At 36.0% G+C, this 15,146-nt stretch carries 11 protein-coding genes; 9 read left to right on the forward strand and 2 right to left on the reverse strand.

The genetic code is table 11. The features are described 5' to 3' along the window. Positions 1-217: 217 nt before the first annotated feature. On the reverse strand, positions 218-1,627 hold the full coding sequence (locus tag ACMA47_RS07330) for a hypothetical protein (protein WP_413929276.1): 1,410 nt from the start codon (positions 1,625-1,627) through the stop codon (positions 218-220). 44 nt (positions 1,628-1,671) lie between these two features. Further along, positions 1,672-4,461, reverse strand: coding sequence for a TonB-dependent receptor domain-containing protein (locus ACMA47_RS07335; protein WP_413929277.1), 2,790 nt, complete (start codon positions 4,459-4,461; stop codon positions 1,672-1,674). Between the two features lie 325 nt (positions 4,462-4,786). On the opposite strand from ACMA47_RS07335, the gene ACMA47_RS07340 reads away from it, so the two are divergent. The 9 genes from ACMA47_RS07340 (at position 4,787) to ACMA47_RS07380 (ending at position 14,811) form a co-directional block, all read left to right on the forward strand. Beyond that, positions 4,787-5,461 (forward strand): response regulator, encoded by a 675-nt coding sequence (locus tag ACMA47_RS07340; protein WP_002977493.1) that lies wholly within the window; start codon positions 4,787-4,789, stop codon positions 5,459-5,461. Between the two features lie 48 nt (positions 5,462-5,509). Beyond that, complete coding sequence (locus tag ACMA47_RS07345) at positions 5,510-6,541, forward strand: sensor histidine kinase (protein ID WP_079242785.1); 1,032 nt, start codon at positions 5,510-5,512, stop codon at positions 6,539-6,541. Between the two features lie 134 nt (positions 6,542-6,675). Further along, the gene (locus tag ACMA47_RS07350) at positions 6,676-7,275 is read left to right on the forward strand and encodes an IS1096 element passenger TnpR family protein (protein ID WP_034695121.1); all 600 of its coding nucleotides are present in this window, start codon (positions 6,676-6,678) and stop codon (positions 7,273-7,275) included. Between the two features lie 210 nt (positions 7,276-7,485). After that, complete coding sequence (locus tag ACMA47_RS07355; RefSeq protein ID WP_413929278.1) at positions 7,486-8,835, forward strand: alpha-amylase family glycosyl hydrolase; 1,350 nt, start codon at positions 7,486-7,488, stop codon at positions 8,833-8,835. Positions 8,836-8,956: 121 nt separating this feature from the next. After that, on the forward strand, positions 8,957-9,397 hold the full coding sequence (locus ACMA47_RS07360) for a hypothetical protein (RefSeq protein ID WP_413929279.1): 441 nt from the start codon (positions 8,957-8,959) through the stop codon (positions 9,395-9,397). Positions 9,398-9,532: 135 nt separating this feature from the next. After that, complete coding sequence (locus tag ACMA47_RS07365) at positions 9,533-10,327, forward strand: thymidylate synthase (protein ID WP_413929280.1); 795 nt, start codon at positions 9,533-9,535, stop codon at positions 10,325-10,327. A 233-nt stretch (positions 10,328-10,560) separates the two neighbouring features. Next, entirely contained in the window at positions 10,561-10,779 is a 219-nt protein-coding gene (locus tag ACMA47_RS07370; RefSeq protein WP_413929281.1) for a hypothetical protein, read from the forward strand. A gap of 24 nt (positions 10,780-10,803) precedes the next feature. Next, positions 10,804-13,314: a M1 family metallopeptidase gene (locus ACMA47_RS07375; protein WP_413929282.1), complete on the forward strand. Its 2,511-nt coding sequence runs from the start codon at positions 10,804-10,806 to the stop codon at positions 13,312-13,314. A gap of 168 nt (positions 13,315-13,482) precedes the next feature. Continuing rightward, positions 13,483-14,811 carry a hydroxymethylglutaryl-CoA synthase family protein gene (locus ACMA47_RS07380; protein WP_413929283.1) on the forward strand — a complete coding sequence of 443 codons (1,329 nt, stop codon included), beginning with the start codon at positions 13,483-13,485 and terminating at the stop codon, positions 14,809-14,811. Positions 14,812-15,146 lie beyond the last annotated feature (335 nt).

A 15,146-nucleotide genomic window follows, 5' to 3' on the forward strand; every position in this document is an offset into this window, starting at 1 on the left:
GCTTTAGCCCAAACTTATGAAAGAACATCTATCTGTGTTCAACCCCAAAAATTACTGTTCATATTCCCTTTTTCTGTTTTTACAATATGAATACCTCTTAATATTAATTTCGTGAGACCAACATCATATCGGATAATAACGATAAAAAAAGCCCTCGGAAAATATTTCCGAAGACCTTTTATTTGAAATTAAATCTAGGTACTTATATGATGATATGTTATAAGTTGAAGTTAGTCCATCCTGCATACCAAGTATCAGTAGCATCTTTTACAGCACCTCTGTAAGTAACCTGTGTAAACCAAGTCGCTAATTTAGGGTTTGTAAATGCTCCTCCTGTTAATAATGGAGAACCTGCATTAGGAGTAAAGTTTGGTGTAGTTCCTGCAGGAGCCCATGCACCAGCAAGTTTTACATCAACTGTAGAAGCAAGGATTGTATTTCCTTTAGCATTAAACCAAGTCGTAAGATCGTTTAATGTATATGTTGTCGGAGTAGATGTAGATGGTCCGAATTTTAAAGGAGTTGTATTTCCTGCTAAAACATTGTTTTCAAAGAATAATTTGTTACCTACAATGTTGTTATCTGTTGGAGATCCTTTAGTAGCATCAATGAATAAACCAACCGGGAATCCTGTGAATACAGAGTTGAATACAGAGATAGAAGAGTTTCTTCTGATCTGTAATGCATTCTGGAATAAAGCATTGATTGTTCCAGGAGCTGCAGAGTTGATTGGCCCGATAATCGTCATGTTAGAGAACGTAGCTGAAGTCTGAGGCGTTAAAGTAGAACCGTTAGCATCATTATCAGATTCAAATGCGTTAGAACCAGAAACGTCGGCTACCTGAGAATCTCTTACTGCGATACCAAACTGTACATTTCCTGAGAAACCGTTATCAGTATCGAAATCGTCATCAAGACCTTTGTAAGAAATAAGGTGAGAACAGTTTACTGTTCCTCCGAACCATTCAAAGCTATCATCGTTAGCATAAGCAACTTCTACATAGTCTACTTTAGTTCCGTTACCTACACCACCGAATGTAAGTCCGTTGATCTCTTTATCTGGTAAGAATGCATATCCTGCATATTCTATTCTTACATATTTTAATACACCACTGTTGTCAGCAGCGTTATTTCCTCCATAAAGTCCAAGACCTTCAGAGTTATTAATACCTCCTTCAATTTCTCCAACTCCGTTTGTTCCTCCGAAAGATGCATTAGTAGGAGCGTTTCCTAAAATTACTACACCTGCCCAGTCTCCTCTTTTAGGACTTGCTTTTTCTGAAGTGAAGATAATAGGATTAGCAGCAGTTCCTTCTGCCATGATTTTGCTTCCTCTTGTAATGATTAAAGCTCCGTTTTTATCAGCTTCACCTACAATCTTTGTACCTGGCTCGATAGTTAAAGTAGCTCCGTTAGTTACATATACTAGTCCTCTTAGCTTATAGATTTTATTTGCTTTAAGCGTAGTATTGGAAGTGATTTTTCCTGAAAGAATAAGGTTTTCAGTATCTCCGTTTCCGTTACCTCCATTTTGAATAATGGTAGGTCCATCTTCTTCTATATTTCTACATGCGGTAGTTGATACTAGAGCGCCAAGCATTAAAGAATATAAAACGAACTTTTTCATGTTATAAAGAATTAAATTATTTATTAGATTATTTGTTGAGTGAATTAAAAATTGTATCCCAGTGTTAAACTGATATTGGTTCCTGTAAGTCTTTCAATAGCAAGAGCATCTTTGCTGTCATACTTACCATTGTCATTCAGGTCATGGTAGAATTTAGCACGACGGTTTAGGATATCTGAAACATTCAGCTTGATCTCTCCCTTGTTGCTCCATAGTTTTTTAGCAAGCTGGAAATCCAGAAGAGGTCTAGGCGCTTCCCAGATTGGCGGAACCTGATCGTTTCCTACGTAAAGGATTCTTCTTCCGATCATGTTGAATAATAGCGTTGAAGACCACCCTGACTTTTCAGTATCATACTGAAGACTTAGGTTTACAGTGTATGGAGATTGTCCCTGCATTGGTCTGTCAATATTAGTAGCTTCATCTGTTACTCTGTTTTTGATTAATGCTACGTTTCCACCAAGGGTAAAGTTTTTAAGAGCACTTACAAAATCCAGTTTTTTTCTGGCTTCAACTTCCAATCCATAAGCATCAGCTTTATCTACGTTAAGGTAGTTGAAAGTGTTACTCGTTCCTACTCCTGATTGGTTGAAGTATAATTCGATCGGTTTTTTGAAGTTTTTATAGAAACCTGCCACGGATATAATTTCCCCGTTTCTTGGGTAGAATTCCCAACGAAGGTCGGCACTCGTGATTTTAGTTCTTTCGATAGATTTGTTACCGATTACAGTTGCTCCAAGGTCAAAATCATAATATGCCAAAGGAGAAACCTCTCTGAATTCCGGTCTTACAACAGTTTGTGAACCTGCAAGACGGATATTCATTTTAGGATTTACCTTGAATGTTAAGTTAACAGCAGGTAAGAAGTCTGTAACACGTGTATTGACAAAACGGTCATCGCTTTTCTTCGTGCTTCCTACCAATTGATCAAAGTTCTCCACTCTTAATCCCCAAACTGCTCTTAACCATGGTGTGAAGTTATTGTCAAACTGTAAATATCCTGCGTTAAGGATGGTGTTGGCAATATATCTGTACTGGTTTCCAGCAATTTCATCAAATGTAAATCCTCCGTTAGTTCCGAAATTACCAGGATTGAAGATGGTTTCAAAAGGCTGAGAAAGTAATCCCTGATTGAAGTTTTCAAGTCTTACAGAGAATGGTCTTGAGTTGTATATTCTGTCTTTTACCTGGAATAAATAACCTCCTTTGATTGTTTGTTTTTGTCCAAACATCGTAAACGTCTTGGATACGTCACCTCCTGCATTATATAGATAATCACTTAGAGTAGAGTAGAATACACTTCCTGATTTTTGAGAAAGACCATTAGAAATCAATGCTAAATAAGGGCTTCCCGGCATATTCGTATATTGGTTATACTGTAAACGCTGTAGCAAAGGAATGTACTGATCAAGGATTCCGAAACTTCCGTACCAGTTTACCGTCAATCCACCAAGAACATCAATTTTATGATTACCGGAAAGGGTAGAGTTGTAGAAAGTAGTTTCTTTAAATCCAATTTCCCTTGCCATGATATTTGTTCCGTTAATCGGATCAAATTCAAAGTCCTTTCCTGTTCTGAAGGACATGTGGTTCACTGTATTATTCGTGATGATATTCTTTAGGGAAATTTTATTGTTGTTGTTCAGCTTTAAAGAAAGGTTCAACATCCCTCCTAAAATAATATCATTGCTGTATTTTTCTGTAAAATAATCGAAGTTGGTATCAGCAAGTTGGTTGTTGATGGTAAAGAAACGGTTGGTAGACTCAGTTCTTCTTTTGTTGTTACTATAGTTTAAAACAGCAATTACTCCTAAATCTTTTCCGAATAATTTCGTATTGAAACCTCCGTCAAGTTGTAAACTTAAGTTTTCAGGATAACCGATACTGTTGTATCCAAGATTCTTTGTATATCCTTTACCAATCTCTGTTTTCTGTGCTTCAGTCAGAATACTGAAAGCATTTTTTGCAGGCATATTGGTAGGAAGTTTTCTGTAACCGTCATCAATTCCTAAAAAGTCCCACTTTCCTCCTTTCTGCATATGGAATTCCTGTCCCATAGTAGCGGTGTTTCCACCTACACCTACCTGTACATTGAAGAAGTTTTTATTAGGAATATCTTTAGTATTTACCTGAATCAATGCACCTCCCCATTCACCTGTATATTCAGGAATGAACGTTTTGTTGATGACAAGGGTTTCGATAACGTTAGCAGGGAAAAGGTCAAAAGAGAAAGTCTTTCTGTCAGGCTCTGTACTGGATAACTGAATACCATTCAGCATCGCCTGGTTATAACGGTCTGATAAACCTCTTACTACAATATATTTTCCGTCAAATAAACTCACCCCGGAAACTCTTTTCAGAACTTCACCCGTGTTTCTGTCCGGACTTCTTTTGATAGCTTCAACACCAATAACCTGAGAAACTACACCCGCGTTCTTTTGTAAACCGATGGTAGAGGCTATGGTTTCTTTTCTTGCGTTTGATTTTATGACAACTCCCTCAATTTCTTTTTCTTTGGTAGAGGGCTTATCCAGAACGATATCAAGATGAGTGTTACCTTCATTCTTTATAATAACTTCACTGATCTCTTTTCTGTTATACCCGTTGGAACTTACCGTTACGATGTAATTGGCACCGGGAGAAAGGTTGATAGAGTAGTATCCGGAAATGTCAGTAGTTACTTCCTGACCATTTACTTTTACTTTTACCCCTTCTATAGGAGTATTGTCTTTCTCGTCCAATACCCTACCTTCCAAAATCTGACTTTGTGCAAAAGCATAGCCAGCAGAAAACAAGGCAAGTAGCATGATGCTCTTGTGGAGTTGTTTTTTCATTATTACTTCTTTTACTTCTTTTTCAAGGGCAAAATAAAGGCTAAGTTTTTAAGAAAACTTTAGGAGAATCTTAATTAATTATGAAGTTTGTATTAACAGGTGAGTGGATTTTATATTTATTGATGTTTAATTTATATAATTATAATTTTTATTTTAATGTTAAATATTATTCCTTATATTTGATTTGTGTATAATTATTTGTTAATTTTTTTATTGATTTTATAATTAATGCTCAAAATGTTGTTTTTTAATAATTAGTTAACATTTGACAGATAGATGAAATCAATTGAAATAATTAATTTTGTGGGAATTCTTAAACTAGAAGATGAGCAAAAAAATTCTTTTAATAGACGATGAACTGGACATTTTAGAGATTCTGTCTTACAATTTGGAAAAGGAAGGGTATGATATCTATACAGCTACCAATGGTAACGAAGGTATAGAAAAAGCGAAGGAAATTGTTCCGGATCTTATCTTATTAGATGTCATGATGCCTGAAAAAGATGGTATAGAAACCTGTCAGGAACTTCGTAAAGTGAAAGAACTGCAAAAAACACTTATTGTGTTCCTTTCTGCAAGAAGCGAAGAGTTTTCTCAGCTAGCAGGTTTTCAGGCGGGAGCCAATGACTACATCGTAAAACTGATCAAACCGAAAATCCTTATCTCTAAAGTAAATGCATTATTACAGCTAACCTCTCAGGTGTCTGACAATGCTAAACTAATCGAAATAGGAGACCTTGTTATCGACAAAGATAACTTCAGAGTTTCCAAAAGCGGACAGCAATTTCTTCTTCCCAAAAAAGAATTTGATTTGCTTTACCTTTTGGCTTCCAATACTGAAAAAGTTTTCAAAAGAGAAGAGATTCTGGAAAAAGTTTGGGGTAATGATGTGATTGTAGGGGAGAGAACCATTGATGTTCATATCAGAAGACTGAGAGAAAAACTGGGAATCAATACGATTCAGACATTAAAAGGGATTGGGTATAAACTGATCGTTTAATTATTTAAAAATCTTAACTTTACGTTCAATCATTAAAACGTTGTAAAATTGAAATTTTACAGACTTACTCTCGTTGCCTCCTGTCTGCTGACACTGGTAATGCTCCTTTTAGGTGTTGTATTCGATTCGCTGAAAGATATCTATTATGAGACCCCTTTGTTCAAAACGGGTCTTTTCATCTGTATTGTACTGATCTTCCTGATCAACTGTGTAGTACTGGAACTCCTTTTCAATTACTACAGCAGAAAGCAGGTTAAAGGTCTTTCCGGATTTCTGCCGCAGGAAATAGTGCAGAATCACGACGAAAATATCACCATTAAAGAACTAGGTGAAAGATTTTCAGATCTTAATCAACAACAGGTATCAGAAATTGATATGATGAAAGAGATGGAAAGTTACCGTAAAGAATACATCGGAAATGTTTCCCATGAGCTGAAAACACCTCTGTTTTCTATCCAGGGATATGTAGAAACTTTAAGAGATGGTGGAGTAGATAACCTTACCATCCGGGATAAATATCTCGAAAGAATTGATAAATCGGTAGAAAGACTGATTGCTATTGTCACAGATCTTGATATGATTAACAGGCTGGAAGCTGGTGAAATCAATCTTACCGTTTCAAAATTTGATGTTAATCTTCTGATCAAAGAAATTTTTGACCTTCTTGATCTTGAAGCCGAAAAAAGAAATACAACATTACAGATTCAGACGCTTCATCCGCAGATCTTTGTGGAAGCTGATAAACAGAAAATTTCCCAGGTTTTTATTAATCTGATCTCCAATGCCATTCATTATGCCAACAGACAGGAAGCAAAAGTGATTGTAAAAACCAGTATCCTGAAAAATAAGGTACTGATAGAGGTGATAGATAACGGAATGGGAATCAAATCTGAAATTCTTCCAAGAATCTTCGAAAGATTTTATCGTGTGGAAACCAGCAGAAGCCGAAGAGAAGGTGGTTCAGGGCTTGGGCTGGCCATTGTAAAGCACATCCTTGAAGCACACAATGAAAACATTACCGTAGAAAGTGTTTACCTTGAAGGGACGAAGTTCAGTTTTATGCTCGAAAAAAGTAAATAATTCCGGCAAAATGTAAGAAAAAAAAATATTTTAAAAAATCCTGAAATATTTTTTTGTCACATGTCATTTATTATATATTTGCAACAGAGATTTATCATAATTATAAAGGCAAAAAAGTAATTTAAGAAACTGATATGGTTTACAAAATCCGCGTAATATTAGATGCGAAAGAGGATATTTTCCGTGATATCGAAGTTAAGGGAAAACAAACGTTATGGAACTTACATTTAGGAATTAAAAGTGCATTCAGTCTGCAGGGAGATGAGCTTTCTACTTTTAATCTGTTAGAAGATGACGGAACAATCGTAAAAAGTGTCCCATTGGAAGATATGAGTGATGATGGTGACGGCGAAATTATGTCAGATGTTTACATTGATGAGGCTTTTGAAAATGTAGGTGACAAAGCACAGTTCCAATATGGGCTTCTTGATCTTTGGGAATTCTTCTGTGAGCTTATTGAAGTGATCGAAGAAACAAAAGGTGTGAACTATCCAATCACCGTATACAGATTTGGAAACGTTCCATTAAAGGCTCCTAGCAAAAACGGAAGTGCAGGAGGTGGCAAAAAGAAATCAGCAATGCCGTTGGTAGATGATGAGTTCGGTTTTGAAGATGATTTCGGAGCAGGAGGAAACTTTTCAGATGAAGATGATGACAACTTTGATGATGATGAAGAAGAAGACTACAATGACGATGTCTTTGATGAGGAAGATGACAATGACGATGAAAGATAGTCAATAAAAATATATGAGCCCTGGGTTGTAACCCGGGGTTTTTTATGTCAAAATAAAATCTGATCAGTTTTCCATGTCTGTTCAGTAAATATTCCCTCACAAATTTGCCCTTTGGTAATTTCGCCTTTTTATATTTTTACCTTCTTTACAATTTTGTTCTTTTACCTCTTCTCTCCAAAAACAATCCTTACTTTTGTTAAAAATAGTTTAATGAAAAAATTAATTTTGTTAGCTGTAATTGGTCTGGGAATTGTTTCCTGTACCACTCAAAAAAATATCCGGAAGATGACAGAACTGCCAAAAGATTGGAAACATAATACAAATATCTACGAAGTAAACATAAGACAATATACTCAGGAAGGAACTTTCAAAGCATTTGCAAAAGAAATGCCCCGACTGAAATCAATGGGAATAAAAACCCTTTGGTTCATGCCCATCACACCCATTGCCCAGCAGAATAAAAAAGGAAGTATGGGAAGTCCTTATGCCGCGGCAGATTACACCTCTGTCAATCCGGAATTCGGGACATTGCAGGATTTTAAGGATATGGTGAATGAAGCCCACAGATTAGGATTTAAAGTAATTATAGACTGGGTAGCCAATCATACAGGCTGGGATCACGTTTGGACAAAAACTCACCCTGAATTTTATCTTAAAGACCCTGACGGAAAATTCCATATTGCTTCCGGAATGGACGATATTATTGAATTGGATTATAAAAACCAGGAAATGCGCCATGCTATGATAGATGCCATGAAATTCTGGGTGCAGGAAGCTGATATTGATGGTTTCCGATGTGATCTTGCTTCATGGGTAGAAGTTGATTTCTGGGAACAGGCACGTCCAGAAGTGGAAAAAGTGAAGCCACTTTTCTGGCTGGGAGAATTTGATGAGTTGGAAAGTCCGGAATATGGAAAAGTTTTTGATGCCAGTTATTCCTGGAAATGGATGCACAAGTCTGCTGACTATTACAAAAATAATGAACCTCTTCAGGAGTTAAAAGATCTTTTGAGACAGTATTCCAATATCGGAGATGCTTCAATGAGAGCTTGGTTTACCACAAATCATGATGAAAACTCGTGGAACGGAACCGAATATGAAAAATATGGAGTGATTACAAAGCCTATGGCAGTATTCTCTGCAACATGGAATGGAGTACCATTATTATACTCAGGACAGGAACTTCCCAATATGAAGAGATTGGAATTTTTCGAGAAAGATGTCATCAAATGGACCAATACCTATCAGGTTGCTGATTTCTATAAAACATTACTGGATTTAAAAGCGTTTAACCCTGCTTTAAGAGGAGGAGATCCTCATGTAACCACCTACCTGTTGAATACTACAGCCAATGATAAAATTCTTGCTTACGTAAGGAAAAATGGAAAAGACGAAGTGTTGGTAGTTCTGAATATGTCAAAAGAACCTGTTAACTTTTCAATTGAAGATGAACATTTATCAGGAACATTCAGAAATATTTTTGATAAAACAAAAAGAGATTTCAACAATGGAAAAGACTTTAGTTTCAAAGTTTCTGATTATGTCGTATTTGAAAAATAAGGAGTAGTAAATTTTAACCACTAGTCTTTAAAGGTACTTAATTCCCCTCCGCTGGAGGGGTGTCAAAATCTGTGATTTTGACAGGGTGGTTTATCTGCCCGCAATAAAAAACAATCATCCAATGAACAAACAGGAAATAATCAATATCATAAAAGCAAAAGCTGCTGACAAAATCCAGTACTTTGAAAACCTCATTGCAGAAACACGGGCTTCCAACAACGATACGAAAAGCTCAATGGGAGATAAATATGAAACCGGAAGAGAAATGCTTCAGCAGGAAATCAATAATTTGCAGAGACAGTTGAATGAGGTCTTGAACCAGCAGGCTGTTTTGCAGAAAATAACTTCCGATCCTTCAGAAAAAGTTCAGAACGGAGCATTGGTAAAAACCAATAAAGGATTGTTTTACGTAGCCGTTTCTATGGGAGAAATTGTTTTTGATAAACAAAAAATCATGACCGTTTCTGCAGAATCACCTTTGGTGAAAATCATGTATGGAAAAAAAGCAGGAGAAGATTTCATTGTCAACACCATTCATCAGACGATTGAAAATATATGGTAAAATTACGATCTGTTAGATTGCAGATATACAGTTGTTTAATAGAAAATAGATATCATCTCTATAAAAAGCATTCATAAAAGTGAGTGCTTTTTTTATTGGTTTTTACTAAATTTGAAACTTAAAATCTCATTCAAAATGCAAAACTACCTGGATCTTTTACAGCATATTTTAGACAACGGAACGGATAAAACCGATAGAACCGGCACTGGAACAAGAAGTGTTTTCGGGTATCAGTTGAGATATGATCTGTCAAAAGGATTTCCTTTGGTAACCACAAAGAAAGTGCATTTGAAATCCATTATTTATGAATTGCTTTGGTTTCTGAAAGGAGATACCAATATCAAATATCTTAAAGATAACGGAGTAAGCATCTGGGATGAGTGGGCCAATGAAAATGGAGATCTTGGACCTGTTTACGGAGCGCAGTGGAGAAGCTGGAGTGGAGCGGATGGAAAAGTGGTAGATCAGATCACAGAAGTAATCGACCAGATTAAAAAGAACCCGGATTCCAGAAGACTGATTGTTTCAGCCTGGAATGTGGCAGAAATTCCTAACATGGCTTTGGCACCTTGCCACGCTTTGTTCCAGTTTTACGTAGCTGATGGTAAATTGTCATTGCAGTTGTATCAGAGAAGTGCGGATGTCTTCCTTGGAGTACCCTTCAATATTGCGAGCTATGCATTACTCTTGATGATGGTAGCACAGGTTTGTGATCTTGAAGTAGGAGATTATGTTCACAGTTTTGGAGATGTTCATATTTACAATAATCACTTTGAGCAGGTAAACAGACAGCTTGGAAGAGAGCCAAGAGCACTTCCGACAATGAAACTTAACCCTGATGTTAAAGATATCTTCGATTTCAATTTTGAAGACTTTACGCTGGAAAATTATGATCCACACCCAGGGATCAAAGCTCCTGTAGCAATTTAATATTCTTAGATCACTTTATTTTTTTATTTACGTCTATTATTTTTAACATTAATAGATGCTATTATCTGTGCCCATAAGTTGGGGAATCAGGATATAAATACTTCAACACACTTTCTTTTGACAATTGTTTCTTACATTTGAAAGAATAACTTCTTCCGGTTTATTGTTGCCTTCTGAAAAGAGATCAACAGGCTGGTGGCAGATCGTATATTTCAAATGCTTAAAAATAAATTATGAAGTATTTAAAAATTAATATAGAAGAAAATGCAGATATTGAAGTACTGAAAAATGCAGTACTTCAGTTGAAAGGAGTGGCATCAGCAGAAATAGTGGATGATGAAAACCCGGAAAGTGAACTCAAAAAAGCGTTTGCAAAAACCAAAGAACAGCTTAAAACAGGTGACTATGAAACTTTAGTCAATGATATTTTCGACATCATCATAAAAAAATAATTCTAAAAATAATAAAGTAGACCGATGAGAAAGGCCATTTTATCAATTGCTATACTGGGAATCTTATTTTCCGCCAATGTATCAGCACAAACTGAAACTTCAGGAAGAGAAAAAGTGTACAGAGCTACCCATACCAAAGTAACGGAACTTAAACACACCAAGCTGAAAGTAAATTTTGATTATCAGAAAGAACAGATGAATGGGGAAGAATGGCTCACCGCTTCACCTTACTTCTATGCAACCAATGAGCTTACTCTTGACGCAAAAGGAATGTTGATTCATGAAGTAGCCCTTGATAACAACGGTAAAAAGTCTCCTTTAAAATATGAATACAAAGACGATATCCTAAAAATTACTCTGGATAAAACCTATCAGAGAAATCAGGATTATACCGTTTACATCAAATATACATCCCGTCCGAACGAATTGAAACAGGAAGGAAATATGGCAATCAATGATGCAAAAGGACTGTATTTTATTAATGCTCAGGGAACAGAACCTGATAAGCCTACGCAAATCTGGACACAGGGAGAAACAGAATCGTCTTCCGCATGGTTTCCAACGATTGATAAACCTAATCAAAAGACAACACAGGAAATCTATATGACAGTTCCTGATAAATATGTTACCCTTTCCAATGGTCTTCTGAAAGATTCTAAACAAGAATCCAATGGGCTCAGAACGGATCATTGGGTGATGGATAAGAGGCATTCTACCTACCTTTTCTTTATGGGAGTAGGAGAATATGCTGTGGTAAAAGACAAATGGAAAAATATTCCGGTTGATTATTATATCGAAAAAGAATACGAACCTTATGCCAAGCAGATCTACGGAAATACGCCGGAAATGATCGACTTCTTCTCCAAAAAACTGAACTATGATTATCCTTGGGCAAAATATGCTCAGATTTCCGGAAGAGATTATGTAAGCGGAGCGATGGAGAATACAACCGCTACACTTCATGGAAGCGATATCCTACAGAAACCGGGACAGCTTATCGACGAAAATACATGGGAAGATACCATTGCCCACGAACTGTTCCACCATTGGTTTGGAGATTTGGTAACCGCAGAAAGTTGGAGTAATCTTACTGTCAATGAATCCTTTGCCAACTATTCTGAATACCTTTGGAATGAATACAAGTATGGAAAAGATCAGGCAGATTATCACCTGATGACTGATGTGAATAATTATCTTCACAACCCAACCGATTTTAATAAGAATCTGGTGAGGTTCAATTATGAATCCCGAGAAGATGTTTTTGATCTGGTAACCTATCAGAAAGGAGGTGGTATTTTAAATATGTTGAGAAATTATCTTGGAGATGATGCTTTTTTTGCCGGAATGAATGATTATCTGAAAACCAATGAATATCAGAATGCAGAAGCACACCAATTAAGACTTTCTTTTGAAAAAGTATCCGGTAAAGATCTGAACTGGTTCTTTAATCAATGGTATTTCGGAAACGGCAACCCGAAGATTAATTACTCATCTACTTTTGAACCGATAAAGAAACAGGTAACTGTAACAATTAATCAAACTCAGGAAAAACCATTTGAATTTCCTCTGGCTATAGATGTGTATGACAACGGAAAACCTAAAAGATACAATGTCTGGGTAAATGCAGAAGCTAAGAATGCATTCAGTTTTGATGTTTCTAAGTCTCCTGATCTTATCAATATCAATGCAGACGGAGTTTTACTGGCGGATATTACAGATACTAAAACTCCGGAACAGAACCTGATGCAGTTTACCAATTCAAAAGAATTCAAAAGCAGATATCTGGCTTTAAACGGAATTAAAGATCAGGCCGGAAAAAGTCCTGCTGCTGTAAAATTACTGGCTGCTGCATTAAAAGATCCTTTTTTCAGAGTAAGAATAAAAGCTTTGAATTTAATGGATCTTACTAATCCTGAACAAATGAAAGCGCTGGGTGCTGAAGTTGAGAAACTGGCTTCCAATGATCCGAAAACATTGACTCAAGCTGCAGCTATTGCGGCTTTAGGAAAAACAAAAGATAAAAAATACCTTCCTTTATTTGAAAAAGGAGTAAATGCCGTTTCCAACGCGGTAAAAGGAAATTCTATGAGTGCGCTTCTTTCCATTGACCCGTCAAGAGCCAATAATCTGGCTGATAAAATTGACATGAAAGGAGCATCAGATGAACTCAGAGCACAATTACTTCCGATTATTGTTAAAAACAAAATTACCTCTCAGATAGAAAATATTGCCCCCCTGGCTACTTTTTATCCATTCATTAAATTCCAGAATCCGGAATTGGGAAAAGCTGCAGAAGATGGTTTCAATTGGATCATGACTTCCGATAACCTGAAAGCAACAGAAAGCATTACGAAAATAGCAGGATATGCCAAAAATCAGATGGCAGATAATCCACAAGCTAAAATGATGATGGTTCAGATGCTGAAAGATGGTTTGAGCAAAAAAATGGAACTGCTGAAACAGAATCCACAAAATACAGCAAGTATCAACAAACAGATCGATGTCATCAATAAAGCCATTGAAAATTATAAGTAAAAAATGAAGCCGGCAGATATGCTGGCTTTCTTTTTATCGGTACGTGTACCTAAATTGTCGGATTTTATTTTTAAATACATTGGTTTTTAACGATGTTGCAAAAATTAGCATTTTTTACGACTGTTTTTTGCATTATCTTTCATAAATTCGTTTAAAATTTGGACAATTATGAGTTTTGGAATTGAAGCAGCGGGGTATTATGTGCCTGGTTTATATTTGGAAATTAAGGATTTAGCAGAAAAAAGAGGAATAGAACCCGCAAAATTGGAAAAAGGCTTAGGTCTTCATAAAATGGGACTTTCTGATGTTCACGAAGATGCTGCCACCTTTGCAGCAGAAGCATTACTAAAGCTTATAAAAGACTATCAAATCAATCCTAAAGAAATAGCAAGAGTATACCTTGGAACAGAAAGCGCGGTGGATGCTGCAAAGCCTACAGCTTCCTATGCTGTACAAATGGTAGAAAAAGTATTGGAAGAAAAATTTGGAACAAGATGTTTCAGAAACTGTGACGTATTGGATATGACTTTTGCCTGTGTAGGAGGAGTAGATGCATTGCATAACGCTCTGGACTTTGTAAGAGTAAACCCTGATAAAAAAGCAGTCGTTATTGCCAGTGACTATGCAAAATACGAATTGGCTTCATCAGGAGAATATACGCAAGGAGGCGGTGCTGTTGCTCTTTTGATTTCCTCAAAACCGGATCTTCTTGAAATAGAAAATAATTGGGGAGTTGCCTCAGAAAGTGTCTTTGATTTTTTCAAACCGAGAAGATTATATAAGAAAGAAGATTTGAATGGAGCTCCGGAAGCCTATCCTGACAAGATTGAAATTTTCACTGATGAACCTGTTTTTGACGGGCAATATTCTAACCAGTGCTATCAGGATAGAATAAAAGAAGCTTATCATCATTATAAAGAAATAACCGGACAGGAAAAGCCCTACGAAAACTGGAAATACATTATTTTCCATCTTCCTTATGCCTTCCATGGGAAAAGGGTTTTTACAGAAATCTATAGCCTGGAGAATGGTCTTTCCTATGAAACAGCAGATGAACAAAAAGCAGTTGCTAAATCGGAGAATTATCTGAAATTAATTAATGATAAGATAGAAAAGACCCAGAGAGCTTCTTCTGAGATCGGGAACATGTACACCGCTTCTATTTTTATGGCATTTCTTTCCGCATTACAGACTTCTTTTAATGAAAATGAAGAACTTACAGGAAAAGAAATTGGTTTTGTAGGTTATGGAAGTGGTTCGAAATCAAAGGTTTTTGCAGGTAAAGTGTCTGGTGGCTGGAGAAAAGTAGTGGAGAAATGGAATTTATTCGAAAAACTAAACCAAAGAACTTCTGTTGATTTTGATACCTATGAGAAACTTCACAGAAAACAATTGATGGAATCTGTAAATAATCAATATAAAGGTTTTGGGCTTGTTTCTATTGAAGCTGAAAATCCGGTTTTAATTGGAGCTAGGTATTATAGTTATCAGAAGTAAGATTATCCTCTATTAAATCATATAAAAGCATCTCATATTTTGAGATGCTTTTCTTTTTTATCAAAGGAAAAAAGCCTGTTGGTTTTCATGATTTTTATGCTTGGATTATTTTTAATTTTATTAGTAAAATGGTTAAAAAAATACAGGTAACATGTAGGTATACTTCTTATGTATTAACTAAATTCTGTAAATGTTAAATTAACAGTTTTTTAATTTCAATCTCTGCGGTACTGTTTTAAAACAGGGTTTTGAGCATGTAAAGGGGGATTTTTTATATAATATTTAAGAAAATAGGTCGTTTTTTTCTCCATTTTCCTGAAAATCAAGAATCGATT

The organism is Chryseobacterium sp. T20, assembly GCF_047345655.1.
Taxonomy (GTDB): domain Bacteria; phylum Bacteroidota; class Bacteroidia; order Flavobacteriales; family Weeksellaceae; genus Chryseobacterium.